Here is a 26,679-nt window from a genome sequence, read left to right as displayed (position 1 = left end):
CGCATATGAAAGATAGCTCAACAGGAGGTTTGCTGGCCTTCATCGTCGCTGCACCTGTCGTCGTGATCTGCTGTGGCGGAAAGGCGGCTCTGATCGGAGCCTTGTTCTTCGGCACGACTGGGTTCCTGACTGGTGCCAATGTGCTTGCAACGGCGCTTGTCGCAACACTTGGTAGCATCGCATTTTTGGCGACGCGCAGTTTCATACGGGTGCGCAGACGCAATCAAGAAATTGAAAGGGACGGCCAAAGTGAACGACAAACTTCTTAAAACGGGCATCGTCGGCACGGTGATAGCCGCACTGTGCTGCTTCACACCAGTTTTGGTTGTGCTGTTCGGCGTTGTCGGCCTGTCGGCTGTCGTCGGTTACCTCGACTACGTTTTATTTCCAGCTCTAGGAATATTCATCTTGCTGACAGCATATGCACTTTGGCGGAAATACAGTCAATCTCGCACTTAATCGCACAGTAAAAAGGGAAAAAACATGATGATGAACTCTTTGGGCAGCGATGGTTGCTCTATATTTGGAATGGCTACAGGCCTGATGATGATGGCAGTTCCAATAATTGCGGTCGCAGTTTTATATTCGATCTTTGCGCGATCAAAAAATCTGACCTCTTAAGGAATACCAAAATGAACGACAGCTATGGCAATTTTGACCTTGCCGTGATCGGTGCTGGCTCTGCCGGGTTTTCCGCAGCGATTACCGCAGCCGAAGACGGCGCACAGGTTGCTCTGATTGGGTGCGGAACCATTGGAGGCACTTGCGTCAATGTTGGATGCGTCCCGTCCAAGGCAATGATCCGTGCAGTGGAAACGCTGCACTCAGCCAAGGGCGCGGCCCGATTTGATGGTGTGGAAGCAACCGCACAAGTGACGGATTGGGCGGCGTTGGTCGCGCAGAAACAAGCCTTGGTGGATGATCTACGCGCGGCGAAATACGTTGATGTTTTGCCAAACTATAAGGGCGTCAATTACATCGAAGGTCAGGCAAGTTTTGCGAAAGATGGTTCACTGCATGTTGGAGACCGCACCATCCGCGCACCTAAAATCATCATTGCAACAGGATCGTCCCCGCATGTCCCAAATATCCCCGGATTGAGTGAAATCGATTGGCTAGACAGCACCTCAGCTCTTAAACAAAAGCAGCTCCCAAAATCCCTGATGGTGATGGGTGGTGGATATATCGGGGTTGAACTCGCCCAGATATTCGCACGAGCAGGCGTCGAAGTTACCATCGTAACGCGCAGTGGACTGCTGCCCGAAGCTGAACCAGAAGTCAGCGAAGCCCTGACGAAAGCGTTTGCCGATGAGGGCATTAAAGTGCTGGACGGTTTGTCCTATGACAAATTTGAAGCGTCAGACGAGGGTGTCACATTGCTCGCCGCCCATAACGGCGTAGCGATCAGGATCGAAGCCGAAAAGTTGTTGCTGGCAACCGGTCGTGTCCCGAACACTGGCTCTTTGGCGCTCGATATCGCCGGTATCGACACGAATGCACGCGGCGGAATTGTTATCGACGCGCAGATGCGCAGCACGCGCGACGGGGTTTATGCGACAGGCGATGTGACTGGGATGGATCAATTCGTCTATATGGCTGCTTACGGTGCAAAGCTTGCCGCGAAAAACGCGATGAACGGTAACACTTTGGCCTATGATAATAGCGTCATGCCTGCCGTGGTCTTCTCTGATCCGCAGGTGGCCAGTGTAGGTCTGACCGAGGCACAAGCCAAGTCTGCCGGACACGAGGTGGTGACTTCGGTTCTGGGTCTTGAACACGTGCCACGGGCCTTGGCAGCACGTGATACACGCGGTTTGATCAAGTTGATTGCCGACAAGCAAAGCAAGAAGCTTTTGGGAGCGCATATCATCGCACCAGAAGGTGCTGATAGCATCCAGACAGCAGCGATGGCCCTCAAGATGGGCATGACCTACGACGATCTGGGCGCGATGATTTTTCCGTATCTTACAACCGTAGAAGGGCTGAAGCTTGCCGCGCAAACGTTCGAGAAGGATGTTTCTAAACTGTCGTGCTGCGCGGGGTAGCTCACTCATTTTTCCTGTTAGCAGCCATTGGCTGCGGCGCAGAAAATTTGCAATCTAGGCTCTGAGCGGCCTTGCGGCAGCGCAGAGAAACACGCAGTTACGACGTCGCCTGAATGTCGGCTCCCCCTTCGCGGGGTGTCTGGCTCGCACTTGCGTCGACCGGTTGAGATCGCCGCCCATTGCGACGTTGTCACCCACTTACCCAAGGCCTCACCTTCGGCATTGCCACCGTCACTTCCACCTCCCGCAACATGCGCCCCGCCATCAGTCCATCGCGCACCCAGTCTAGCGCTTGCCACCAATCTTCATAGCCGCGCCGGGCCGATGCGATCTGTTCGGGGTGCGGTCGCCAAGTCACCGGGCAGGCCAAGACCTCGACCGTGCGCCATTTGCCCCGGCTCAGTACCCGTTCAGTGCTGACGACAATGGTAGTGGCTCGCTCGCCGTGCTGATTGCGCTTGGTCTCCACCGGCACGCAGCGCGGGACGACGCCGGGCAACCAGTCGGGCGTCAGCCCGGCGCGCGCAAGTTCGGCGACGTAGATCGCCATGCGGATGCCGCCGAGGCTGTCGGGCATTCCGGCGACAGTGGCGGCGATCACTTCGGCGACCGAATGAGTGTAGCTGCCCATTTTGTGTTGGCCACCGTCCACTTTGCATCCCAGCACGGCGCGCTGCATCAGGACATATTCCAGGCCAAAGCCAAAGCCTTCCTCGACCACGTTTGTCGGCGGGGGCAGTTCCAGCTGCGCCTTTTCAATTCGAAACGCCCACTCCAGCGCCGCCTGCACGCCTAGGGCGCGTTTTGCGCGAACACCGCGCTTGTTGATCGGTCTTTGCAGGGTCATCGCACACCCCGCATCCGGAGCTGCTCACGGGTGACCAGACCGCGCGCCAGCATCAAGCTGCACATGGCAGTGCTGATCATGCTGGCGGGCAAGTATTCGTTGGAGTTGACCTTGGCCGCATAGAACGCCGCCAGTTGATCGTCGCTGGGTGGAGGTCCGATATCGCGTTTGCGCTGCCGTTTTGCTTTTCCGCCGCTGGCATTTGCGGCAATCTCCTGCGCATCGCGCTGGGCGGCGCGTTCCATGAACCGATCAAGCGCCTTGGGGCCATCTGGTGGATTGGGATGATCGTTCCGGGTCTCCGTCGCGACCTCGATGACCCGATCCTCAGACAAACCAAGGTCGTCGATCCAACGGCGAACGTGCAACCGTGCTGGCGTGCCCTGCCACCAAGCCGGGAGGCTGGCATTGGCGGCAAAGCCCAGCGCGCCGAGCAATTCTGTGAAAAATCTAAATCAGCTTCGCGCGCAGCCGCGTCCTCCTCCTCCTTTACAGGTTTACTTAAGGGTTCCCTTACAAGGTTAGTGTCCGGATTCCGGACACGGCTTTGGTCATTTTCCGGACACGGGTCGGGGCAAAATCTGGACACGGCTTTCGCGTCAATCCCGAGTCCGGAATCTGGACACGGCCCGCCCAAAATGATGGTTGTGGGGTCGACTTCAGCCAAAGTTTCAGGGTCAAGGCCAAGGGGCAAAACCCCGTGTCCGAATTCTGGACACGGAACCACATCAGCGGGTGTGAAACCGGGCTTGAAGCCCAAGATGTAGCGGGTAGACAACTGTCGTTTGGTCACCGGATCGATGCGCGGCACGCGGCGCAACAGGCCTGTGGCTTCCAGCTGGCCGATGTGGTCGTTCAACGTTGATCGGCTGATCTCGCAATCATGCGCCAGCCGCACCTGTGAGGGAAAGCAGCCGTAATCCGGGTTGAACCGGTCGCACAGATGCCAGAGCACGACCTTGGTGGTGGGTTTCAGCCCGCGCTGCTTGATGGCCCAGTTGGTGGCTTCATGGCTCATGGAGCGGACCTCCGGGCGGGCGGCGCAATGCGTGTTGTGAAACCGTGGTCGGCCAGAGCGCCCAGCGCATCGTCGAGGCTGCGCACCAGCGCCCAGCCGAAGCCTTGCGAAAAGACGGCATCGCGAAACGCCTCTTGTGCGGAGCGCAGGCGGCCCTTCGGGGCTTTCAGCTCAAGGAACAGCACGCGACCATCGCAAATGATCAGTAGATCGGCAAAACCCGCATGGACGCCCATGCCGACCAAGATCGCCTGGCGCTTGGCACCACGGGGGCCGGGTTCGGTCACTTCATTGGCGCAGTGATGAATGATTGCCGTGCGGGGCAGGACAACGCGCAGCGCTTGCACTACCGCACGCTGCAGATCGGCTTCTGGGTGCCACGGCGGTTCATTGCCCAGCCCCCCTGTTATCATCTCGTTGGGCCTGTCGGATCGGTCGCCGCGCGTCGATCACCACCAGCAGGACGCGAGCGTCTTTGCGCTCACCGGCGGTTTCGCCATGCGTGACCAGAACGTTGCAGGCGAGCCGGATCAGATGGTCGCTGTGATGGGCAACATCGGCGATGACGGCGCGGGCTTCGGCCAAGCGATCGGCGGGCCATGGGGCGGGGAGACGATTAGGCAGGGTCATGACCGCCCCCGTGATTTGCGCACCGGATGCGCCTGTTCCTGCGCGCGGATCCAGTCTTGAACGGCGATCCGCCGGTAAAGCGACTTTCGCCCTATGCGTGTGCAGAGTGGCCCCTGGCGAGCGTGTCGGATGTGATCCCGAGTTCGCCCGCCAGCTGCTCGCGGCTGATCCAGTCCGCCAGCAGGTTCAGCGGTTCATGTGGCGCTTCAAGGTGTGGTTGTTTCATGGCTGCTCCAGTTTCCTCATGCCCCTCTCGCGGGGGCAGGGACAGCGAAGCAGACCGCAAGGGGCGGAATACAGGCGGAAGGTGGAATTGAAACCAGCCGACCAATTCCAGCCCTTGTTTCATTGCGGTTTCAGTGATTTTGGCTGACGGCGGGAGCGGGTCAGCACCTATGACAGGTTCAATATCGCAAGGGTTCAGGCGCCAGTCACTGGACGACACTGGTTGATCCTTCTGGCAGGCCGCATTGACCGGCACTCAACGGTGTTTCGCGGGATTTGTGCGGGGCGGAATAGCCAGAACTGGTGTTTCCGGTCGTGTTCCGCCGACACTCAAAGACACTCAACGGCGTGTTGCGGCAACCAGTTGGATAGGCCGACAAACACGGGTTCGTGATTTACGTGCTCGCCCATAGGATGCGTAGTCTGACGGTGAGCAGCAAACAAGAATCAAAAAAGACGCAAACAGTCAGACTTCAGCATCCCTCCAAGGTGCGGCACTGGCCCACAGGCGGTTTTCCTCGACAAAAGCTCGTAGACCAGTCCGCCCGCATGCTTGGCAAAGCGGGTTCCGTAACCCCGCATTCTGACGGCTTTGGCCGCAGGAAGCCGCATGCCTAAAAGGACATTATTTATGCCTCTGCCACCTATTGCCTTTTATTCGATCTTTGAGCTGTCTGCGCGCTGGGGCTGTCATTCGGCCGATGTTGCGGGCTGGGCCGCAGCCGGGCATTTTCAGGTTCCAGTGGGCATTCCGCCAGTCAGCTGTGGTGATGAGACCGTCGCAGGACTGGTCGAGGTTCCGATTGCCGAACTGATGCCGATGTTCCGCAGGTACGGCCCAAGTGATGAACTCTGCCGCCTGAAGCGTGTCCTGCCGCCCGGCAGCAAGACCTGGCTGAAAGTGACCGATCCAGCCGACGGACTGCCCATCAGGTCGTCAGACCTGCTGCTGGCGGCCTTTTCGGTGCAGCAATTTGAGGAGGAACGTGACCTGATGCGCCGCCCAGCCTCGAACACGGGCGCTGCCCCGCGATATGACTGGGATGCGATGTATGCTTGGCTGACGTGCTTCGTTTTCGAGAAGGGAGTGCCTGAGACGCAAACTGCGCTGGTGGCGCTGGTGCAGGACTGGTTTGTGCAAAACTCTCGGTCAGGCGAGGTGCCCGATGAAAGCACGATCCGCAAACGGCTCGCAGCACTCTGGCGCAAGCTGCGCGGCGAAGAGCCGGTCTGAAAATTAGGCCGACTTCGGCTTGCCTGCCCCATCCTGCGCCGCATCGTGCACAAGGCGCGGTCGCGGGCTCAGGATGCTGGCGACCGTGTCTACCCCTGCGCGCAGCGGCGAATCCATCAAATGGGCGTAGCGCTGCGTTGTTTGCATCTGGCTATGACCTAAGAGCCTGCCGATCATCTCCAGTGAGGCACCGCCGCTGACCAGCAAGGAGGCGAAGGTGTGGCGTAGATCATGAATACGCACATCAGGCAGATCCGCCTCTTTCTGGACGCGTGCCCAGAAGCGGCGGATTTCGCGCACCGGTTGGCCGACGGTCTCGCCGGGGAACAGCCATGGGTTGCCGTGTGGGACGACCATCTGGCGTTTGCGCACAATCGTCACCACCTCCTGCGAAATCGGCACACGGTGGATCTTGCGCTGCTTGGTCGTGGCGGCGGGTTTCGACCAGATGACATAATCGAGATTGAACTGCTCAAACCGTGCGGTGCGCACCTCGCCGACGCGCGCGCCAGTCAGCATGCACATGCGGATGATTGCTGCCCCGCGCTGATCCTCGGCGTTGTCGAGCACCACCGCGATCCGCGTCAGTTCTTCGGGACCCAGAAACCGCTCGCGAGCCTGTTCGATGCGCCGGTGGAACCCCTGCACGGGATTGTCGGCACGCCATTCCCATTCCATGGCCAATGTGAACATCTTGCGCAGCACCTCGCCCATGCGGTTGGCCCTGATCGGGGTGGGCTTGTGGCCCTGCAGCTTGCGCGCACGATTGTTGGGCTTTGCCTTGCTCGGGCGGGGGCGGCCTTCAGCCACGAAATCAAGGAACCGTGCGACATCGGACTTGGTGATCTCGGTCACCAGCTTGTTGCCCCAGGCCGGTTCCAGCATCTTCCTCAGCATCGATACCTGATCACCCGCATTGTTCTTCGCCAGCTTGGGCAAATGTTCCGCGATGTAGCGGTCGATCATGTCCTTTACCTGTGGGGCTTCGCGGAAATCTTCTCTAACCGCCAGAGGGTCGCGCCCCTCATCAATGGCGCGGCGCAACTCCTTGGCGCGTTCGCGCGCGGCGGTCACGCTCCATTCCGGCCAGCGCCCGATGTTCATGCGCCGCTGCCGCCCGGCATGGCGGTAGTCGATGGTGAAGGTCCGCGCGCCCGAGGATTGAACCCTCACGGCAAAGCCGATTACCTCAGTGTCGAAAATCTGATAGCTTACGCCCGTCCGCAGCTCAGCGTCGCGCAGGGCTTTTTCATTCAATTTCAGTCTGTTGACCATGCATCCAGCCTCCTTATCCTGCAACACAGGCGTAGATTCACGCCCTTATCAAGTCAGAGCATGGGGGACGGGGCGGAATACAGGCGGAAGGTGGAATTGAGGCGGGGTGAGGAAATCCGGACAAGGAGATCAATGGGTTAAGCAAACGCGGCCAGCACCCGGTGGATTGCAAGTGGTGAGTTCGGGAAAGAACGGATAGGGCCGCGCATCCCACGTCCAGGCGGCGCATTCCGGGACATGCACCATGCGCGCGCTGGTCACCCCCGAGATCGGATTGTTGGCCGGATCGCCCCAGTGCAGGTAGGTGGCCTCGAGATAGGCGCGCTGGATTGCGTCATCCCGCCAGCCCCGCGAAAAGTAGGGTATGAAGCTTTCCGAGGACTTCGGGTCAAAAAACACATTCGGCTGGTTGGTGCCACGGTCGATGGCCGGGCAGCCCAGTTCGGTGAACCAGATCGGTTTTGATTGCGGCGCCCATGCTGTCGGGGTGCCGCTTTCCACGCCACCCGGCCGGTTGAAATGCGGGTTTGACCACCAGGCCTGCAGATCCTTGAAACGGAACACCCATGGCTTACCCACGCCAGCATCGGTGATTGGCGTGCGGGTCTGTGCTGCGCGATCAGAGAGGCTGGCGTAAAACCAGTCAAACCCCTCTCCACCCATGATGTTGGACTGCAAATAGCGCTGGTCATAAATCGCGGGTGCCAGAGCGGCATCGGCATGATCAAACCCGTCGCGCCAATTCCTTGAGTGGCTAAGAGTGACATCGCTGCCCGCAGTTCAGCAGTACCTTGAGAAAATTGATGCTGGAAAGGTTGAAAATGTCCTCGCTCCCGAAATAGCAAAGAAATACTGGAACCTACCCGATGACGCCCGTCTGCGAGATGTCGTTATAGTGATCCGTGAAGATGAGGCAGGGCATCGTGATAAAAATCACGACTTTGCCAACAAAATTGCAACTGGTGCCCACCCTTGAGAAAGTTGCACTCAGTAAACGCGGCATCGCTTTTGATACATTCTTCGCGGATAACCACCGCTAAGAACTCAAGCTTTGAGGTGATTGCGTAGGTAGAGTTCGTATACCTCAACGCAGTGCTTTGGGCCGTTTTCGGCAGGAAAAACAGCTCATCCATTGGGATTTTAAACCTATAAAAGCTGATCGCTCAACGAGTCGTCAAGCCGCCAAAATCATCTCAGATGAATTTCGCCCGACCCTCTCCATTGGGTTTGAAAATCTCCATCGCAGCCTCGATATCGATGCTCCGATCAAACAAGGCGCGCCCAATTAAGACCCCTGAGACAAACGGCATGTATTCCAGTCGCGACAGGTCATCAAGCGTTCGCGCCAGTCCCCTTGCGATCACCGGTGTCCGCGTTTCGCTAGCGAGTTGCGTGATCAAGGCAACACTGTCCTCGGCATCACCAATGTCTGCATCAATATCGGTCACGATGATCGCCGCAAAGGGAACGTTTTCAAATGCTTTGAGGAATGCTGAAGGCGTAAAGGAACTTTTCTCTCGCCAACCATCGCTAACTACGACCCCCTCATAGACATCAACCGCGAGCACGATCTGATCGGGGAAAAGCTTTGCTGCCTCTTTAACGATATCGGACTGAAGCAAGGCCAGAGTGCCGACAACGATGCGCCCGACACCTTGGTCGATCCAGTAAGCGATGCGTTCCAAGCTTCGAAAGCCACCACCCAATTGCACTTGAATGCCTGCCGTAAGGATGATCTCGCGGATGAGATCTGCGTTGCGTTCATCGCCTGACATAGCATCAAAATCAGTGATATGTAGCCATTTCGCGCCAGCTTCGACGAAACTCTTCGCTTTTTCTACTGGATCGAGGTGCCAGATCTGGGGCTCCTCAGTACGACCGCGAAATAGGCTAACACATCGGCCATCAAGCAGTTCAATCATTGGATAGAGGATCATGGCAAGCTTCCTTTTAATCGGTGTTTGAGTCTTGGGCGCATATCAGGCGTAGCTGCGGTTTGATTCCCAATCGCGAGAAGATGCGACCAGTCTCGCACGAATTAAGACAGAATGGTAAAACCCGACCGAAATGGCTCGAGGAGGGAAATTTCGGTCTGTCCGCACACCGACGGTTGATCCTGATTAAATGCTGCGCTCTACACGAATGGCTGCAATGACGGGCCGCGCCGCAGCATTGTCTAGTATGGTTGAATGGCCGATATGGGCGGTGAGTGACCAAGCGCATTCGATGGAAGGCCACGATGCTGCAGAGCGGAGAACTGCAAGTTGGAGCCCTTAGAGTCTGATTCAAAACTATTTGAGCGATTTCAGATCCTTGTGAGATGTCGTGTGACGCGTCTAATGTGTGCGATGAGGATCCAAGCCTCTGCGCTTGCGATAGATTTTTCCCAATCTTTTGATAGGCGGCGACATCGGTTCAGCCAGGCGAAGGTGCGTTCGACGACCCACCGGCGCGGCAGCACTTCAAAGCCCTCTGTGGTATCGGAACGTTTGATGATCTGGACGGTCCATCGGCCAAGGTCCTTCAGCGCGTCCCGCAGTTTGGGCCCTGCATATCCGCCGTCTGCAAATACATGCCGCAATGGTGGATAACGCGAGACGATAGATTTCAACACATCGGGCGCGCCATCCCGATCCTGAATTCCGGCGCTGTGAACCACAAGGCCCACCAACAATCCGACCGTGTCGGTGACGATATGGCGCTTGCGTCCTTTGATCCGTTTTCCCGCATCGTACCCTCTAACTTCACCACTTTCAGTTGTTTTTACGCTCTGACTATCTATGATCCCGGCGGTTGGCTGGGCCTTACGGCCCTCGGCCAAACGCGCGACTTCCACCAGCTTACGGTTCATCTCATCCAGAAAGCCATCATCGCGCCACGCGTAAAAATAACTCCGCACAGTCGAAACTGGCGGGAAGTCGTTGGGCAACATGCGCCACTGGCATCCGGTCGTTGCAATGTAGAGGATCGCGTCGAATACGTCGCGCAAACATGTCGTACGAGGCCGGCCTGTTCCCTTGGGCGGCGGCATCAAAGGCGCTATCAACGCCCATTCTGCGTCTGTCATATCACTTGCGTACTTATCGCTTTTTCGATCATGTTGGCGACGGGTGAGCTCAGTCCAGGCCATTGAGATCTCCATTCAGCTTCATAACCGAATAGAATTACAACTTACTGAACTCACTCAACTAGTTTTAAATCGGGCTCTGAGACCAAAATACGTGACTGTTTGAACGCCGATCGCTTTGTGTCCTCAACAATTTCAAGAACCTTTCTAAATCGGAGCTGGAACATGACCCACTCTGGACCCACATTCTTGTATTGTCATGGCTCTCCCGGATCTGGGACCTCTGAGCGCCGACTCAAAAAAAGTGGATTGCACCCCTTGGGCAGTCTTCCCTGTCGAACCTCAGCAAGCCCACGTGCCGCCCGCTCTTCCTCCGAAAGAGCGGGCTGGTGCACTTCAATCTGTTTGATTTCATCCAAGCAGTGCTTCCAAATCTCTTCTACTTGGACATAGATATTTTTGGTGCCGCCATCCGTGCGGAAGAGCCGATCAAGCAGCTCCTGTTCAAGCTTGGCACGGGGCCGCCAAGATACCGTTCGACCAGCAACGAGGTTCTGCTTGATCTGACCTTCAAACAGTCTTTCTTTAACTCTATCCAATTTATCAGGTTCTGCCCGAGAGGGACCAAGGCGGGCAATGTCGCCTGCCAGATTTTCAATCAATTTGATGATCGAAAATGGTGGTGAGGGCTGGTCCAAGTTTAACGCGCCACCACCTGTTTTGATCAGGACCAGTGCCACATCATCTTCCGGTTCCTCATGCGCTCCGTCTGGTCGAATAACGATCATCGGCACATCCCTTAATCAAACTCGCCGCAGCCATACTGCATGGCCAGGCGCAACGCTTCAAGTGACGGACGAATTTGAGACCGCCAGTTGGATTCAAAACAGACCTTCGCTGTGGAATAAACCAATATCTGCTTCGCAGACAAAGCTGTCTGCGAAGGCTCTAAAGTTGAGGCCCGTTTTCAGCGGAAAGTGGACTTTCCTTTTAGCTATGCGCATCAATGAGCCAACGTCGACCTCATTCTTGATCGGCTCTATCATGTCAGACAATTCCACCGCCTCCGGCGCTGACAGCCGGCCGTTCAGCCGCAACGCGGGAGCGGTAACCAGATGCGCGGTAGGTCGAAACGGGATCAATGGCTCCACCGTTTTCCAACCGAGCCATTGCCAATATTGGTTCAACATCCGTTCGAAACCCGTGCTTAAGGGTTGTCGTGGCCATCAGCGCATCATTGTCATTCTGAAAACCCACCAACGAGGCGCGATCCACCAACAACGCTTGTGCATAGGCACGTTGTACTTCGGTCGCAGAAACCATCAGGCTTTCAATTGGATCGGTGACGTTGTGGCTTTGGTCCAACATGTGCATCGGGTTAAAATCGGTATCGGTTTCAGCCTCAACCAGTTCGTTGAAGACAAGGAACAACCGATAAGGATCGATGCTGCCGGTGTCCAAATCATCGTCACCGTATTTACTATCATTGAAGTGGAAACCACCCAGTTTGCCGAACTGCGTCAGCCTCGCAACGATCATCTCGATATTCACATTTGGTGCGTGGTGGCCAAGATCCACGAGACACTTTGCTTTGTCGCCCATCTGTTGCGCGATCAGCAAGTTGGTGCCCCAATCCTGCACAACTGTGGAATAGAATGCGGGTTCATACATTTTATGTTCGGTCAGCAGCGTCCAATCATCAGGAAGTGCGCCGTAGACCAGTTTAGCAGCATCTAGATAGCGTTCAAATTGCTTGGTGAAATTTGTCTGACCGGGGAAATTGGACCCGTCCCCAACCCAGATTGTCAGCGCCTTTGATCCAATCTGTGCGCCTAATTCAATGCAGGCAATGTTGTGATCCACCGCCTGTTGGCGTGTGGCCGCGTCAGTGTGCGCTAGTGAGCCAAACTTGTAGCTGTGTTCTTGATCTGGCTGATCTTGGAACGTGTTGGAATTTATCGCATCGAACGTCAGCCCGACTTCTTGCGCTTTACTGTTCAAATCTGCGGCTGGCTGTGCGTCCCATGGGATATGCAGCGACACGGACGGCGTCGCACGGGTTAACTGTTGGATCAAACCGCAATCGCTGAGCTTATCAAAAATGCCCCGTGGTTCACCCGCACCAGGGAAGCGTGCAAAACGCGTTCCGCCTGTTCCAACGCCCCAGCTTGGCACGGCGACACCATATTTGGCGACCTTGGTCTTAATCTGGGCAATATCGACTCCACGACGATCAAGGTGTTCGCCCAAGGCATCATAGTCCGCATCAAGATTGGCTTTCGCAGCGTCATTGGATTTCGTGATTACATCTGAATTGATCATTGTTCTGGTCCTTACCGTGTAAACGCTTGAACGTTGCCCGCGTCGACATTGATGATGTTACCGGTGGATTTAGACGATAAATCGGATGCTAGAAAATAAGCAGCCTCTGCGACGTCTTCGGGTAACACGGAACGTTTGAGCATTGAGCGCTCGCGATACATGGCCTCCAACCCGTCTTTGTCGGTGCCATAGGTGCCTGCGCGCTGATCGAGCCATTCGCCCTGCCAGATTTTGCTGCCCTTTAGGACCGCGTCAGGGTTCACAACGTTTACGCGAACACCCATTGGCGCGCCTTCAAGTGCAAGGCAACGTGCGAGGTGAATTTCGGACGCCTTTGCCGTGCAATAGGCCGACGCGTTTGGCGACGCAGCTAGGCCGTTCTTGGATGCCACGAAAACCACAGCGCCGCCAATGCCTTGCTCCTTAAACAGTTTGAACGCCTCGCGGCTGACAAGGAAATAGCCCGTCGATAAGATCGCTATGTTCTTGTTCCACATCTCAAGCGTTGTATCTTCAATCGGTGCTGAACTGGCGATGCCAGCATTGGATACCAGAATATCGATGCCACCAAATTCCGCCGCGATATTGCTATAGGCTGCGGCCACTGCATCCTCCGACGTAACGTTCATGTTCACAGTGCGCACAACGTCCGCTGAATACCGCTCGGTAAGCTTTGCAGACGTGTCTGCCAGAGCCGCATCGTCAATATCGGCCAGCATGACGCAGGCCCCTTCGCGCAAATAACGTTCCGCCGTGGCTGCGCCAATGCCGCCCGCGCCGCCCGTGACCAGTGCCACACGCCCTGCCATGGATTTGAGGGCAGGCATGCGCTGCAGCTTGGCCTCTTCGAGGAGCCAATATTCAATGTCAAAGGCCTCTTGTTCAGGCAGACCTTGGTATTCCGACACTGCATCCGCACCGCGCATCACGTTAATCGCGTTGACATAAAATTCACCCGAAATCCGTGCCGTGGCTTTGTCTTTGGCAAATGTGATCATCCCAACGCCGGGGATTAGATAGACGACCGCATTGGGATCACGAATTGAAGGACTGTCGTCCTTTTTGCAGCGATCATAATAGGCTTGATAGCCAATGCGGTATTCGGCAACAGCAGCCTCAAGCCCTGCAAGCGTCGCATTGACGTCCGGGCTTGCCGGATCGAAATCCACAACCAAGGGCCGGATTTTCGTACGCAAGAAATGGTCGGGACAGGATGTGCCGAGTGCGGCAAGGCGCTCCATATCCTTGGAATTCACGAATTCCAAAACTGCGTCGCTATCGGTAAAATGGCCGACCATATGATGTTCACCAGACACCATGCCGCGAATGGCGGGCATCAGACGGGATGCGGTCGCGCGACGCTGATCTGCGTGCAAGGATTTATGGACCGCGCCACCAAAGACGTCTTGCCCAGTAGTTTGATCTGCGAACCAGTCCATCGCGGTCTGGATGATTTCAAGCGTCAGGTCATAACAGTCCTGCGCGTCATCGGCCCATGTGAACAACCCGTGGCTTTCCAGCACAACACCTTTGGCGTCGGGGTTCCTGGCACAGAAGTCCGCCAGCCAAAGCCCCAGTTCATAACCGGGCTTTTTCCACGGCAACCAGCCGATGCTGTCGCCAAAGATCTGCTGCGCCAGCTTTGTGCTGTCCTTGGCGGCCGCAATCGCGATTATCGCATCAGGATGCATGTGATCTACGTGTTTTTGTGGCACATAGGCATGTAACGGTGTGTCGATAGAGGCGGCGCGCGGGTTCAGATTGAACGTGCAATGGGGCAGATAGGCCACCATCTCGTCCTCAAACTCGACACCTCGATAAATTCCGCGCAGCGCGTTCAACTTATCCATATAAAGCGTGGAAAACCCGTCCATCTTGATTGATCCCACATCCCCACCAGAGCCTTTGACCCACAACACGTCAACCATGTCACCCGTAAGCGGATCTTTTTGCGTCACCTTGGCGGATGTGTTGCCGCCGCCATAGTTTGTGATTCTCTTGTCCGACCCCAAAAGGTTCGAACGATAGAGCAGCTTTTCAGGCTCGCTCATCTTTTCGGCATGCGCCACATCCCATTTATTTTCAAGGCGTTGGCTGATTTGGGAAGAGGTCATGTCTGTCTCCATGGGCGGCGGGTTAAATCGATCTGATTGCGTTCAAGCTGACGAGTGGGAAGAACCAAGTCAATCAATTTCAATCATAAGCAATCATGCTGCAATGCAGAATGATTGAAGTTGATAAATAATGATTGACAGGTAGTGACGACTCAATCCAACTTAGGTCAATCGAAAGGGCATCGAATGCACGAGAAAGACCGTCACCGCGTTATCCTATCCGCCGTCCAAGACCGGTCATTGGTCACGGTCGTTGATTTATGCGCCTTGACCGGTGCTTCCGAGGCGACGGTGCGCCGTGACATCAACACCCTTGATGAACAAAAGCGACTGCGGCGGGTGCGCGGCGGTGCGGAAGCGCTAAAAACAGCGCCTTTCGTTGGGCTTGCGGGACGCCCGTTTTCAGTAAATGAAACGATGAACAGCGCCGAAAAACAGGCGATTGCCGCCGCTGCAGTTGATCTATGCGACGACGGTGAACCGATCATCATCAATGGCGGCACCACGACGTTCCAAATGGTGCACCCGCTCGCGTCACGCCGTATGCAGGTGTTTACCAACTCGTTTCCGATTGCCGAACACTTGCTGAAAAACACACGCAACACGGTGATGCTGTCTGGTGGAATCATCTACCGCGAACAGAACATTATCCTGTCGCCGTTTGACAATGATGTGACGCGCAATTTCTACGCCAAGCGCATGTTCATGGGCGCGCAGGGTATTGGGCCATTGGGATTGATGGAACAAGACCCGCTGCTGGTCCAAGCCGAAGAAAAACTAATCGGGCAGGCCGAAGAACTGATCGTTCTGGTCGACAGTAGTAAATTCGCAAATCGTTCAAGTTTGATCCTGTGTCCGCTTGAACGGATTGACACAATCATCACCGATGACGGCATTGATGACCGCACTGCGGCCATGCTGGAACGAGCTGATGTGACACTGATCGTGGTGCCGAAAGGTGCTGCGCAGAAAGACGGGATGGCGCAACTGCCAGCCTGAATGAAACCACTCCAGGGAGGAAACCATGAGTGTACTAAAGAAACTAGCAACATCCGTAGCATTGGTTGGCGCAATGCTTGGCTCACCCGCGTTTGCACAAGAAAATGTGCGCATAGCGATTGTCGTCAAGGCATTGGGCATCGGGTTCTTTGAAGCCGCAGCTGAAGGTGCCGAAGAAGCCGCCGCAGAGCTTGGCAATGTTGAGATCATTTATACGGGTCCGACCGACACCACCGCCGAGGGCCAGATCGAAGTGATCAACGCATTGATCGCGCAGCAGGTCGATGCGATTGCGATTTCGGCGAACGACACCGACGCGCTTGTGCCTGCATTGCAGCGTGCGATGCAGCGCGGGATCACGGTTATCAGCTGGGACAGCGGCGTGGCGCCAGAAGGCCGCCAGTTGCATCTAAACCCGTCGTCCAACCCGTTGATCGGTAACATGATTATCAAGCTGGCCGCAGATCATTTGCCAGACGGCGGCGAAGTGGCGCTTTTGTCTGCGACCACGACATCGACCAACCAGAATATCTGGATGGAAGAAATGATGGCTGTCATGGGCGACTATCCTGGCATCGAGGTTGTCGCAACGGTCTACGGAGACGATCTGGCTGACAAATCCTACCGTGAGGCCACAGGCCTGATGCAATCCTATCCTGACCTTGATGCAATCATCGCGCCAACGTCTGTTGGTATCGTTGCAGCAGCGCAAGCTGTGGTGGATGCAGGTAAAGTTGGTCAGGTCAACGTCACGGGCCTTGGCCTGCCGTCTGAAATGGCCGGTGCAATCGAATCTGGTGCCTCGCAGTCGTTCGCAATCTGGAACCCGATTGATCTAGGATATTCAGCAACAATGCTGGCCTATGAGTTGAGCCAGAATGGTGTAAAGGCTACAGCGGGTGGTAAAGTTCCAATGGGCCGTATGGGCAGTTTGACTCTGGACGAAAACATGGAAGGCGCGATGGCTGATCCGTTTGTTTACGACGCCAGCAATATCGAACAATTCAAGTCGATTTTCTAAACGCGTCTCTCTGATCGGTCCGGCGCACCACGCGCGCCGGGCCAAACACCTGTTTCCTAAACTCCGATGAGGTTCCGAATGACGACGCAGTCCGCGCCAGCCAGTTCGCCAACTACGACCTCGCTCGCGCCTCCTGTCGTGTCGATGGACATGATCACCAAGAACTTTCCGGGCGTGAAAGCATTGGATGAGGTAAAGCTGGACCTTTACCCCGGTCAAGTGACTGCCCTTGTCGGTGAAAACGGTGCTGGTAAATCCACGACCGTCAAGATCCTTACCGGCATTTACAGCACTGACGGCGGCACCATCCGCATTGACGGTAAACCTGTATCCTTCATTTCACCCAATGACGCCGCCGACGTGGGCATCACCGCAATCCACCAGGAAACGGTACTGTTTGATGAATTATCTGTCGCTGAAAACATCTACATTGGTCATGCACCGCGAACACGGCTCGGCCTGATCGACACTGGTGAAATGCACCGCGCTGCTGCCAAATTATTAAAAGATATCGGCGCGCCGTTCAGCCCTCAAACCCAATTGCGTGATCTTGGCATTGCTAACAAACACCTCGTGGCGATTGCCCGTGCCCTGTCTGTGGATGCCCGAGTGGTGATTATGGATGAACCCACTGCAGCACTGTCCCACAAAGAAATCGAAGAACTGTATGACTTAGTTGAAACGCTAAAATCCCAAGGCAAAGCGATCCTGTTTATCAGCCACAAGTTCAATGAAATTTTCCGTATCGCTGATCGTTATACGGTCTTTCGTGACGGCGCATTTGTCGGGGACGGGGTGATTTCCGATATAACCGAAGACCAACTTGTCACGATGATGGTTGGCCGTTCCGTAGATCAGGTTTTCCCCGCCCGCATCTATGACGTAGGTGATGAAGTCCTGAAGGTCGTTGGTTACGCGCACCCGACAGAATTTTCCGATATTAACTTTACCCTCAACCGAGGTGAAATTCTTGGTTTTTACGGCCTCGTCGGCGCGGGTCGTTCCGAATTCATGCAAGCCCTTTTCGGCATCACCAAGCCAAACAAGGGCGTGTGCCGGATCAATGGCGAAATCAGGGTTATCCGCTCCCCAGCTGACGCGGTGAACAACGGAATTGTCTACGTTCCCGAAGATCGTGGTAAACAGGGGGCCATCACCGGTTTACCGATTTTCCAGAACATCACGCTACCATCCCTGGGTCGCACCTCAAGAAGGGGTTTTCTGCAACTTGCAGAAGAATTCAAACTTGCACGGGAATATTCCGAACGGTTGGACCTTCGCGCGGCCTCACTGGATCAAGACGTTGGTAACCTGTCCGGGGGTAACCAACAAAAAGTCATCATTGCCAAATGGCTAGCCACGCAACCTCAAGTTATTATCCTTGATGAGCCAACCAAAGGCATCGACATCGGGTCCAAAGCTGCCGTGCATGAATTCATGGCAGAACTTGCATCGCAGGGCCTGTCCGTCATCATGGTCAGCTCCGAAATCCCCGAGCTAATCGGTATGTCTGACCGCGTCATCGTTATGCGCGACGGCTTGATCGCCGCCGAACTGGCTGGTGACGAATTGACGCCTGAAACACTGGTGCGGCACGCCGCTGGCATCACCACTTCTGCAGAAAGTCCAACGGCATGACCCGCATCATTCCTGTTCGCGAAACAATTCTTGCCTGTGCGATTTTGTTCCTGATTGTCCTCGTCGCATCACGTTTTTCAGGCTTCGTTGCGCCGTCCAATCTGGCCAATGTGTTCAACGACACTGCACCCCTGATCATCCTCGCACTTGGCCAGATGGTTGTGATCCTGACGCGATGTATTGATCTGTCGATGGCGGCAAATTTGGCGCTAACGGGCATGGCTGTGGCGATGATAAACGTCGCAATGCCCGGCCTGCCGATACCTGCCATAATCACGATTGCCATCATGATTGGTGCAATGATGGGCGCGATCAATGGCATTTTGGTCTGGAAACTGTCAATCCCACCCATCGTTGTAACACTCGGTACGATGACCATCTTTCGCGGTGTTATCTTTCTGATTTCAGACGGAAAATGGGTCAACTCACATGAAATGTCACCCGCCTTCACGGGCTTCCCCCGTACGGTTCTTCTTGGACTTCCGGTCATGTCTTGGACCGCAGTCATGACGATCATCCTCTTTGGCATTATGATGGCTCGCACGCCCTTTGGACGCTCGATATTCGCGGTCGGCGGCAACCCACATGCGGCTGTTTATGCTGGCATCAATGTTGGCAAAACACAGTTCTGGGCCTTCGTTGTGTCGGGCGCGCTGGCTGGGCTGACTGGTTATCTTTGGGTCGCGCGTTATGCGGTTGCCTACGTCGACATCGCTGGCGGATTTGAGCTTGAGGTCGTGGCGGCCTGCGTCATCGGTGGCATTTCAATCGCCGGTGGTATCGGATCGGTTGGCGGCGCTGTCCTTGGCGCAATCTTCCTCGGGGTTGTCAAAAATGCACTGCCCGTCGTCAATATCTCACCGTTTTGGCAGTTGGCGATTTCTGGCAGTGCCATCCTGATTGCCGTGGCTTTCAATGCCCGCGCAGGGCGCGCCAAAGGACGGATTATCCTAAAGTCTGCGGAGACCACGCAATGATCGATGCAACGCCTGATACACCACATGATGCTGGCCAAACCCGGCACGTCCCTGATCGTCTAAATAGTCGTGCCATGCGCATTTTCAAAAGCTGGGAGGCGCTGCTCCTTGCCGTGGCAATTGCGATCTTCATTATCAACAGCTTCTCCTCGCCCTACTTCCTCAGCGCTTGGAACCTAAGCGATGCGACGTTTAATTTCACCGAAAAGGCCATGATCGCCTTTGCGATGTCACTGCTGATTATTTCGGGTGAGATCGATTTGTCCGTCGCATCCATCATCGCGCTTGCCAGCACTGCGATGGGATTGGCCGTGCAATATGGCGCAGGGACGCCGGAACTAATTGCCATCGGGTTGATTGTTGGCCTACTTTGTGGCGCGTTCAACGGCTTTTTCGTGACCGTGCTGGGCCTTCCATCCATCGTCGTCACCATCGGCACGATGAGCCTATTTCGTGGCATCAGTTACATCATCCTCGGTGATGAAGCGTTTCGCGGGTATCCGGCCAGCTTTTCATGGTTTGGGCAGGGTTATATTTATTGGGTCTTTACGGTTGAAATGCTGTTGTTCGTCATCATCGCTTTGATCTATGGCGTGCTTTTGCACAAAACCAACTTCGGTCGAACGGTCTATGCGATTGGCAACAACCCTACAGGTGCCTTGTTCAGTGGCATCCGTGTTGCCCGCGTGAAATTCATCCTATTCCTTCTGACCGGCCTGATGTCCGGAGTCGCGGCAATCTGTCTGACCTCGCGCCTTGGGTCGACACGGCCCAGCATTGCGACGGGAATGGAGCTTGAAGTGGTCACGATGGTCGTCCTTGGCGGCGTCAACATCTTGGGTGGGTCCGGCACGATCCCCGGTGTCGTGATTGCGGCGTTTGTTATGGGGTTGGTGACCTTTGGGCTTGGCCTGCTGAACGTTCCAGGCATCGTCATGTCGATCTTCATTGGCCTGCTTCTTATTGGTGTCATTGCCCTGCCGCGCCTTTGGACGATGGTCGTAGCACGGCACAAAACATGAGTGAACGTTACGTTTTCCGCATGTGCCTGAACGATGGAATGGCCGACGAATACAAACGCCGCCATGACGCAATTTGGCCCGAACTGGTGGGCCTACTGCACGACGCTGGTGTCAGTGATTATTCTATCCACCTCGACAAAGAAACTGGCCACTTGATCGGGATTCTGACTCGATCGGTGGATCACAGTATGAACGCGTTGTCCGACAACCCAGTCATGCAAAAATGGTGGGCATACATGGCTGACATCATGGAGACCAATGCAGACAACTCCCCCGTGGCCTTGCCCCTGACACCGCTATTTCACCTGCCATGACTGCCCCGCGCCACATTGCCGTCATCGACATTGGCAAAACCAACGCAAAACTCGCACTCGTCGATCTGGAGAGCTTGACCGAATTGGCGGTCGTCACTCGCCCCAATGTCGTACTGCCAGGCCCGCCTTGGCCGCACTATGATGTTGAAGGACATTGGGCATTTCTCCTCGACGCCTTGACCCAGTTTCACCGTGATTACGGCATCGACGCTATTTCTGTAACAACCCACGGTGCCTGCGCGGTTTTGCTAGCCGATGACGGAACGCTCGCCGCACCCGTCATTGATTACGAACATGAATACCCCTCCGAAATCATTGCTTCCTACGATGCTATCAAACCAGACTTCGCCTTGACCGGATCACCTAAGCTCGCGGGTGGGCTGAATGTAGGAGCGCAGATCCACTACCAATTCATGACAGACCCATCATTGCGGGATCGGACCGCGCAAATTGTCACGTATCCTCAATATTGGGCATATCGCCTTACTGGTATCGCCGCGACGGATGTGACCTCAATCGGGTGCCATACCGACCTTTGGTTGCCGCGAGAGGGTGTGCTTTCCGAACTGCCCAAAGCGCTAGGGATTGAAGGAAAGATCGCACAGGTGCGCAAATCGACCGATGTACTTGGTCCGATATTAGCACAAATCTCTCAGTCCACGGGGCTGCTGACTGACACCCCAGTAAGTGTCGGCATCCATGATTCAAACGCGTCGCTTATTCCACATATATTGACCCAAAAGGGCCCCTTTTCAGTCGTATCCACAGGAACATGGGTCATCGTGATGTCGATTGACGGCGCTGATCAGCCGCTTGATCCAAAGCGCGACACGTTGATCAACGTCAATGCTCGCGGTCGCGCCGTTCCCAGTGCGCGGTTCATGGGTGGGCGTGAATACGAACTGATTCAGCAGGGCCACACGTCAGACCCGACGACCGACGATGTAAATGGAGTTCTGGCGTCGTCACTGATGATCTTACCTTCAGTTGAATCCCGAACAGGGCCTTACCCAGGCCAACAGATGTTCTGGAGCGGAAAAACGCCTGACGTTGGGACTGGACGCAGATCGGTAGTATTGTCGTTCTACCTCGCCATGATGACCGATACCTGCTTGCGGTTAACCGGCGCCAATGGCCCGACCATAGTCGAAGGCCCGTTCGCGCGAAATGCTGAATTCATAGCCATGCTTGGCGCAGCCACGGGGCGCTCAGTTTTGACGAGTGATGCTGGAACGGGAACAAGCATCGGGGCAGCCTTATTGATGGGTAAAAGCGCGCGACTAGCCGCACCCGTTGAAGCGCTTGGTGCGACTGATCTGCGCGCATACGACACCTATGCTTGCCGCTGGCGCTCAATTGTTGAATCGGGCTAATTGGTTTGCAGACATAAGCGTTCCACGCTGCTTGCTTGTTCTACGACCCTGTAAAAAAATCAGTTTTCTGCCCATTGGTGGCGTCTGTGCAGTTTGCAGAAACTGTAACTTGGGCTCAGGCTGGCGTTTCGCTGCAGGACGAACTAAAGTCCGCTTTCCAAATACCGTCTCAGTTGCTGATGCGGTTCAGAATTTCGTTGCACGCAATCTCCATCGACGGACGCAATGCATCCAACGACGGCCGCCGGAGGGCTTTGATCATGCTGAGGAACGCCGCCTGTTCTATGTTGCACTAACGCGCGCTAGGAAAACCGTCACCGTTTTGGCCGACCGTCAGAAGCCGTCGGTCTTCGCGCGCGAGTTGGTGGACAACCCTGCATACGAGACAGTTATTCTCGGCGCCCCAAACATCACGGAGCACAAGTGCGGTGTATGCGGCGGCCGCATGCTCGCGCAGACGTCAAAGAAAGGCAGCCTTTATTTCGGATGTGAGCATCGGCGCCTGTGTGGAGAAACCCAGAGCCCTTGCAGCGCCTGCGGCACTGATCTTCCAGTATTGAACAAAGCCAATGCGGAACAAATGGTCTGCAGTTGTGGAGCTGAGTACCCGTCGTGCCCGGAATGCGCGGACGGATGGCTGGTCGAGCGAAAAGGTCGGTTTGGGAAGTTCTTTAGCTGCGTTAATTACCCGAGATGCATGGGCAAGAAACGACTCAAAAAGAAGTTGGCAAAGGCTTAGAAATGGCCAAGATGCTCAGACGGGCTGCGCAGAAATCAAGCCGTTTCAATTTCGAATGCATTCAAACTGCTGGACCTTGCCACCAGCTTAGCCATACCGTAAAAATCTTTCCGCATTGGGCTCCTAGCAGACCTTTCTGTCGTTCGTTTGCTCATCTTAAATGTCCGGCTATAAGAAGCCATGCGCATTGAAGCACACCGAAACATAGGGCTGTATTGCAACCACGCGCGGGAAGGCCAAAAGACGTGACTGGATCTCCGAAGCTTGCAGCGTTGGCGGTGATACTCCGCGCGGATCAGGTTCTGCTTGTGCGACGGAAAAATGAACCGGATGCTGGCCTATGGGGTTTTCCTGGCGGGCATGTGGAACTTGGGGAAACAGCCCTTGCAGCCGCAGCCCGTGAATTGAGGGAAGAAACCAGCGTCGTTGGCCGTCCCATACATTATCTCACAAATATTGACGTCATAATTAAAGATGACTGTGGCGGGGTACAGTTCCACTTCCTGCTAGCGGCAGTGTTGTGTGAATATGTGAGTGGTGAACCTACGGCGAATGATGATGTCAGCGAAGCCGCTTGGGTTCCAATGAGAGACGTTATGTTACGGCAGATTGCATGTAGTGAGCATGTCGATGACGTCATTCGAATGGCGACAATATCTCAAACGTAGTCTGGAAAGGTGGCCGTTCGCTGCATTGCTATAATACATTCAATGAAGGCTCATCACTGACGTTCGCTGCGCCATGTGCCGATGTCCACCTTGCGACAGAACCAGCGCCTGAAATTTACAGTGCCCAGCGCATACGGCAATTTCACAGGTAAACGTCGTCAGGATATGATGATTGATCAAGCCACAAATATCTCCTTATAGATAAGGCATCGAGCCCAAAATCGTATTAACTGTGAGGCTGTTTCATCACCAAAAGAATGGCGCTGTATATAAAACAAACTTCATCAAACCACCGGTAAATCAGCAAGCCGCGTCGTATATCTTGGACTTCGGTGATCTGCGGTCGAACGATTACTATGCCGTACCTGCGACGGCAAAGTAGCTGGGCTACTCGCCTTGCAATCGTGACACTGTCACACAAGCGCAGATCAGGTGTGACTAAGCGCGCTGTCCATTACTGCGCTAAGACGGCGACCGAATTCCGCTGGATCAGCGGGAGCGTCACCATCAGCGATCCTGGCCTGGTCCAGCAACAAATGAGCTGCATCCTTTAGCAAAGCATCTGATGCCGCATCACTGCCTTTCGCACGTTCAGCCATTTTTTTAATAACCCTATGGTCTGGATTCAATTCTAGAACCCTAGGCATTCCATCAGTCAACTGGCCATGTTGCTTCAGCAGTCTTTCCATATTGACGTCCATATCACCATCGTCAGCGATAAGGCATACAGGGCTATCAGTTAGTCGCTTGGATGGGCGAACATCTTTAACTGAACCACCAAGTTCCATTTTTATTGCTATAAGCAAATCATTGAGCGCGGAAGACACCGCATCATCATTGTCGCCTTCTGCTTCTTCATTACCACTGACCTTGTCCAGATCAGTCGCTCCTCGTGTAACAGATTTGAAAGTCTTGCCTTCAAATTCAGTAATATGCTGAAGCCAGAACTCATCCACATGGTCTGACAACAGCAGCACTTCAACGCCTTTTGTCTTAAACCCTTCCAGATGAGGTGACTGCGATATCTTTTTCGCATCATCACCGGTCATGTAGTAAATCGCGTCTTGACCCTCGTTACAGCGGCCAACGTAATCTGAAAGGCTGGTCAGCTCACCATTTAGGGTCGAGGAAAAGCGGCAAATCTCGAGAAGCCGATCCCGCAGACTTGGATCCTCGATCAGGCCTTCCTTCAGTATCGCCCCAAAGTTCTTCCAAAAATCGACATATTCTTGGGGAGCCTTGCCGGCCTCCTTTTTGAGCGCCCAGATCACCTTCTTGCTTAATGCTGTCTTGATTTTCGCAAGCTTTGGGTCTGACTGAAGCATCTCGCGAGACACGTTGAGTGTGAGGTCTTCTGAATCGACAACACCGCGAAGAAACCTCAGATACGCAGGGACAAGTCCTTTGGTATTTTCCGAGATAAACACCCGGTTCACATAGAGCTTCACATGACTTTTGCGTTCAGCATCGTACAAATCGAATGGTGCCGTCGAAGGTACGTAAAGAAGGCTCGTGTGGCTCACCGAACCTTCGACACGGCTATGCAAGGTAAGCCACGGCTTATCAAAGGCGTGCGATGTATGATGATAAAACTCTGTGTGCTGCTCCTCAGTCACATCCTTAGGAGCACGGGTCCAAATGGCAGAGGCCGCATTCAATGTGTCCTCACCAAGCAGCACTGGAAAACTAATGTGATCTGAATAAGTTTTAATAATATGACGAACGCGAGCCTCTTCAAGAAACTCCTTCGCATCCTTCTTCAGGTGTAACACCACAGTGGTGCCGCATGCGTCCCTGTCTCCAGGCTCAATTGTAAACTCGCCTTTTCCATCCGATGCCCACTGCCAGCTTTTTTCCTCACCAGCTTTCCGCGTCAAAACTTCCACACCTTCGGAGACCATGAACGCAGAATAAAAACCGACGCCGAATTGGCCAATGAGGCCTAAATCTCCTTTTTTGCCATCCTTCAGGGAGTTCAGAAATGCGCCTGTACCTGACCGCGCGATTGTTCCAAGTGTCTCGAGTAAATCATCGTGATTCATCCCGATGCCGTTGTCGGAAACGGACAGAGTTTTCGCCTTCTTGTCTATCTCAAGCGAAACTGAAAACTGATTAACAGTATCAGCTAATGACGGATTGGTAAGCGCCTCGTAGCGGAGTTTATCACACGCATCAGAAGCGTTTGACACCAACTCCCTAAGGAAAATTTCGCGGTTCGAGTAGAGAGAGCCAGCGACAATATCGAGGAGTTGGCCCACCTCAGTTTGAAAGGAAAATGTCTCTTTAACGCCAGTATCAGTCACAGATAGAACTCCCAGTTTTCTAAAGAAAATTCGTCAAATTCGCCTACCAATCTATGGAAGAGATACCGGTCTTTCAACCTCACGAATAGCCAGCGACGTCATTGGTGATGGCCGCGCCAATTGACTAAAAAGGAAGCCGCACCAACGATAAGGCAAAAATGGTCTGTCTCAGCCTGATTGAACCTGTTCACATCGGCGCTCATCTTCGTAATCAGATTCTGGGTTGATTGTGCCCACACCCTAGTCAGAACACTCCCATACTCAGCCCTGCCCCCATCGCCGCACCAAGGTCTCGACAACGGGTTAGCTGTTCTTCGGGGATCAACTTCTCAGCCAGGATTTCCTCGGGCTTTTGGGCATAGGTGCAAATGATCAATGGTGGCTGCACTTCCTTGAGCCGCCAACCCTGTGCAATGCGAGCAGTTTGGCGCGCTGCGTTTCCCCCATCCGAACCGGCACATACCATCTGCGCGTACGGGTGCCCCTCAATATGCCCAAGGACCGGATAATAGCTCCGGTCATAGAAATCCTTCATCAAGCCTGCAATCGCGGCAAGGTTTTCCGGGGCGCAAAAGATGTAACCGTCTGCACGCAGAAGATCCTCAGGGCCGGCCTCTTCCGCAGTTTTTAAAATTGTCGTTACTTCTTCGCATGCAGCGGAATAAGCCGCTTCGGCCATCTGCCTACTGCCACCCGTCTTAGAATGATAAACGATCAAAAGCTGCACCATCGTGTAACATTCTAGTGCATCAACCAGTGTTCGCCAATTGACATCAATGAAATAATTTCAGCACATCAAAACACTCGCGGCGGGGTGGGATTGGCGCAAATTCGTCTGCACTAGATTT

The 26,679-nt window shown here is 54.7% G+C and carries 28 protein-coding genes and 3 pseudogenes; 15 read left to right on the top strand and 16 right to left on the bottom strand.

What is annotated here, in order from left to right; genetic code table 11:
• The first annotated feature begins 5 nt into the window (after positions 1-5).
• From OAN307_RS29860 to merA, 3 genes are all read left to right on the top strand, one after another.
• Entirely contained in the window at positions 6-269 is a 264-nt protein-coding gene (locus tag OAN307_RS29860) for a hypothetical protein (protein WP_051067975.1), read from the top strand.
• On the top strand, positions 250-459 hold the full coding sequence (merF, locus tag OAN307_RS26135) for a mercury resistance system transport protein MerF (protein ID WP_015499460.1): 210 nt from the start codon (positions 250-252) through the stop codon (positions 457-459). Before OAN307_RS29860 ends, merF begins: the two co-directional genes overlap by 20 nt.
• Before the next feature lie 173 nt (positions 460-632).
• On the top strand, positions 633-2,045 hold the full coding sequence (merA, locus tag OAN307_RS08935; RefSeq protein ID WP_015499459.1) for a mercury(II) reductase: 1,413 nt from the start codon (positions 633-635) through the stop codon (positions 2,043-2,045).
• Positions 2,046-2,235: 190 nt separating this feature from the next.
• Here the strand turns inward: merA and OAN307_RS08930 are convergent, their stop codons facing one another.
• Positions 2,236-2,892 (bottom strand): hypothetical protein, encoded by a 657-nt coding sequence (locus OAN307_RS08930; protein WP_015499458.1) that lies wholly within the window; start codon positions 2,890-2,892, stop codon positions 2,236-2,238.
• On the bottom strand, positions 2,889-3,329 hold the full coding sequence (locus tag OAN307_RS30940) for a hypothetical protein (RefSeq protein WP_015499457.1): 441 nt from the start codon (positions 3,327-3,329) through the stop codon (positions 2,889-2,891). Before OAN307_RS30940 ends, OAN307_RS08930 begins: the two co-directional genes overlap by 4 nt.
• Before the next feature lie 263 nt (positions 3,330-3,592).
• On the opposite strand from OAN307_RS30940, the gene OAN307_RS30935 reads away from it, so the two are divergent.
• Entirely contained in the window at positions 3,593-3,757 is a 165-nt protein-coding gene (locus tag OAN307_RS30935) for a hypothetical protein (protein ID WP_333783205.1), read from the top strand.
• A gap of 12 nt (positions 3,758-3,769) precedes the next feature.
• Here the strand turns inward: OAN307_RS30935 and OAN307_RS30930 are convergent.
• The 4 genes and pseudogenes from OAN307_RS30930 to OAN307_RS30925 form a co-directional block, all read right to left on the bottom strand.
• A pseudogene (locus OAN307_RS30930) lies at positions 3,770-3,910 on the bottom strand (helix-turn-helix domain-containing protein); the annotation flags it as partial.
• Positions 3,907-4,301 (bottom strand): annotated as a pseudogene (locus OAN307_RS08915) (VRR-NUC domain-containing protein). The pseudogenes OAN307_RS08915 and OAN307_RS30930, both read right to left, overlap by 4 nt.
• Entirely contained in the window at positions 4,298-4,540 is a 243-nt protein-coding gene (locus tag OAN307_RS08910) for a hypothetical protein (RefSeq protein WP_015499454.1), read from the bottom strand. The pseudogene OAN307_RS08915 and the gene OAN307_RS08910 overlap by 4 nt, the downstream one beginning before the upstream one ends.
• Positions 4,541-4,631: 91 nt before the next feature.
• Positions 4,632-4,985, bottom strand: coding sequence for a hypothetical protein (locus tag OAN307_RS30925; RefSeq protein ID WP_015499453.1), 354 nt, complete (start codon positions 4,983-4,985; stop codon positions 4,632-4,634).
• Between the two features lie 411 nt (positions 4,986-5,396).
• On the opposite strand from OAN307_RS30925, the gene OAN307_RS08900 reads away from it, so the two are divergent.
• Positions 5,397-5,999 (top strand): hypothetical protein, encoded by a 603-nt coding sequence (locus OAN307_RS08900; protein ID WP_015499452.1) that lies wholly within the window; start codon positions 5,397-5,399, stop codon positions 5,997-5,999.
• Between the two features lie 3 nt (positions 6,000-6,002).
• On the opposite strand, the gene OAN307_RS08895 is transcribed toward OAN307_RS08900, so the two are convergent.
• Together OAN307_RS08895 and OAN307_RS08890 are read right to left on the bottom strand one after the other, a co-directional pair.
• On the bottom strand, positions 6,003-7,274 hold the full coding sequence (locus OAN307_RS08895; RefSeq protein ID WP_015499451.1) for a tyrosine-type recombinase/integrase: 1,272 nt from the start codon (positions 7,272-7,274) through the stop codon (positions 6,003-6,005).
• 174 nt (positions 7,275-7,448) lie between these two features.
• Positions 7,449-8,018: pseudogene (locus tag OAN307_RS08890) on the bottom strand (baseplate megatron protein TIM-barrel domain-containing protein); the annotation flags it as partial.
• A gap of 16 nt (positions 8,019-8,034) precedes the next feature.
• Here OAN307_RS08890 and OAN307_RS26125 point away from each other — a divergent pair.
• Positions 8,035-8,250, top strand: coding sequence for an alternative oxidase (locus OAN307_RS26125; protein WP_015499449.1), 216 nt, complete (start codon positions 8,035-8,037; stop codon positions 8,248-8,250).
• A gap of 217 nt (positions 8,251-8,467) precedes the next feature.
• Here OAN307_RS26125 and OAN307_RS08880 read toward each other — a convergent pair whose 3' ends face one another.
• The 5 genes from OAN307_RS08880 to OAN307_RS08860 all read right to left on the bottom strand — a co-directional run bounded on the left by OAN307_RS08880 (position 8,468) and on the right by OAN307_RS08860 (position 14,777).
• The gene (locus tag OAN307_RS08880; protein ID WP_015499448.1) at positions 8,468-9,211 is read right to left on the bottom strand and encodes a 1-(5-phosphoribosyl)-5-[(5-phosphoribosylamino)methylideneamino]imidazole-4-carboxamide isomerase; all 744 of its coding nucleotides are present in this window, start codon (positions 9,209-9,211) and stop codon (positions 8,468-8,470) included.
• A 368-nt stretch (positions 9,212-9,579) separates the two neighbouring features.
• Complete coding sequence (locus OAN307_RS08875; protein WP_044044587.1) at positions 9,580-10,404, bottom strand: IS5 family transposase; 825 nt, start codon at positions 10,402-10,404, stop codon at positions 9,580-9,582.
• A gap of 194 nt (positions 10,405-10,598) precedes the next feature.
• Complete coding sequence (locus OAN307_RS08870) at positions 10,599-11,129, bottom strand: hypothetical protein (RefSeq protein ID WP_015499446.1); 531 nt, start codon at positions 11,127-11,129, stop codon at positions 10,599-10,601.
• A gap of 259 nt (positions 11,130-11,388) precedes the next feature.
• A complete protein-coding gene (gene rhaI / locus OAN307_RS08865) occupies positions 11,389-12,663 on the bottom strand; it encodes an L-rhamnose catabolism isomerase (protein WP_015499445.1) in 1,275 nt (424 codons plus the stop codon).
• Positions 12,664-12,674: 11 nt separating this feature from the next.
• On the bottom strand, positions 12,675-14,777 hold the full coding sequence (locus OAN307_RS08860) for a bifunctional rhamnulose-1-phosphate aldolase/short-chain dehydrogenase (RefSeq protein WP_015499444.1): 2,103 nt from the start codon (positions 14,775-14,777) through the stop codon (positions 12,675-12,677).
• A 186-nt stretch (positions 14,778-14,963) separates the two neighbouring features.
• Between OAN307_RS08860 and OAN307_RS08855 the strand changes: the two genes are divergently transcribed.
• From OAN307_RS08855 to OAN307_RS08815, 9 genes are all read left to right on the top strand, one after another.
• Positions 14,964-15,776 (top strand): DeoR/GlpR family DNA-binding transcription regulator, encoded by an 813-nt coding sequence (locus OAN307_RS08855; protein WP_015499443.1) that lies wholly within the window; start codon positions 14,964-14,966, stop codon positions 15,774-15,776.
• 25 nt (positions 15,777-15,801) lie between these two features.
• Positions 15,802-16,797 carry a rhamnose ABC transporter substrate-binding protein gene (gene rhaS, locus OAN307_RS08850; RefSeq protein ID WP_015499442.1) on the top strand — a complete coding sequence of 332 codons (996 nt, stop codon included), beginning with the start codon at positions 15,802-15,804 and terminating at the stop codon, positions 16,795-16,797.
• A 78-nt stretch (positions 16,798-16,875) separates the two neighbouring features.
• Positions 16,876-18,435, top strand: coding sequence for a sugar ABC transporter ATP-binding protein (locus tag OAN307_RS08845; RefSeq protein ID WP_015499441.1), 1,560 nt, complete (start codon positions 16,876-16,878; stop codon positions 18,433-18,435).
• Entirely contained in the window at positions 18,432-19,412 is a 981-nt protein-coding gene (locus OAN307_RS08840) for an ABC transporter permease (RefSeq protein ID WP_015499440.1), read from the top strand. Before OAN307_RS08845 ends, OAN307_RS08840 begins: the two co-directional genes overlap by 4 nt.
• Complete coding sequence (locus OAN307_RS08835) at positions 19,409-20,434, top strand: ABC transporter permease (RefSeq protein ID WP_015499439.1); 1,026 nt, start codon at positions 19,409-19,411, stop codon at positions 20,432-20,434. The genes OAN307_RS08840 and OAN307_RS08835 overlap by 4 nt, the downstream gene beginning before the upstream one ends.
• Positions 20,431-20,748 (top strand): L-rhamnose mutarotase, encoded by a 318-nt coding sequence (rhaM, locus tag OAN307_RS08830; protein ID WP_015499438.1) that lies wholly within the window; start codon positions 20,431-20,433, stop codon positions 20,746-20,748. Before OAN307_RS08835 ends, rhaM begins: the two co-directional genes overlap by 4 nt.
• Entirely contained in the window at positions 20,745-22,121 is a 1,377-nt protein-coding gene (locus OAN307_RS08825) for an FGGY-family carbohydrate kinase (protein WP_015499437.1), read from the top strand. Before rhaM ends, OAN307_RS08825 begins: the two co-directional genes overlap by 4 nt.
• Positions 22,122-22,350: 229 nt before the next feature.
• Complete coding sequence (locus OAN307_RS29855; protein ID WP_408634943.1) at positions 22,351-22,860, top strand: topoisomerase DNA-binding C4 zinc finger domain-containing protein; 510 nt, start codon at positions 22,351-22,353, stop codon at positions 22,858-22,860.
• A gap of 245 nt (positions 22,861-23,105) precedes the next feature.
• Positions 23,106-23,528 carry an NUDIX hydrolase gene (locus OAN307_RS08815; RefSeq protein ID WP_044043454.1) on the top strand — a complete coding sequence of 141 codons (423 nt, stop codon included), beginning with the start codon at positions 23,106-23,108 and terminating at the stop codon, positions 23,526-23,528.
• A gap of 284 nt (positions 23,529-23,812) precedes the next feature.
• Here the strand turns inward: OAN307_RS08815 and OAN307_RS31220 are convergent, their stop codons facing one another.
• The 3 genes from OAN307_RS31220 to OAN307_RS08805 all read right to left on the bottom strand — a co-directional run bounded on the left by OAN307_RS31220 (position 23,813) and on the right by OAN307_RS08805 (position 26,561).
• Positions 23,813-23,905 (bottom strand): DUF4113 domain-containing protein, encoded by a 93-nt coding sequence (locus OAN307_RS31220; RefSeq protein ID WP_083902937.1) that lies wholly within the window; start codon positions 23,903-23,905, stop codon positions 23,813-23,815.
• Between the two features lie 51 nt (positions 23,906-23,956).
• Positions 23,957-25,831 (bottom strand): molecular chaperone HtpG, encoded by a 1,875-nt coding sequence (htpG, locus tag OAN307_RS08810; RefSeq protein ID WP_015499434.1) that lies wholly within the window; start codon positions 25,829-25,831, stop codon positions 23,957-23,959.
• Positions 25,832-26,075: 244 nt separating this feature from the next.
• Positions 26,076-26,561, bottom strand: coding sequence for a flavodoxin family protein (locus tag OAN307_RS08805; RefSeq protein ID WP_015499433.1), 486 nt, complete (start codon positions 26,559-26,561; stop codon positions 26,076-26,078).
• Positions 26,562-26,679 lie beyond the last annotated feature (118 nt).

This window comes from Octadecabacter antarcticus 307 (genome assembly GCF_000155675.2).
Classification (GTDB): domain Bacteria; phylum Pseudomonadota; class Alphaproteobacteria; order Rhodobacterales; family Rhodobacteraceae; genus Octadecabacter; species Octadecabacter antarcticus.
This window is presented reverse-complemented; position numbering and strand designations above follow the sequence as displayed.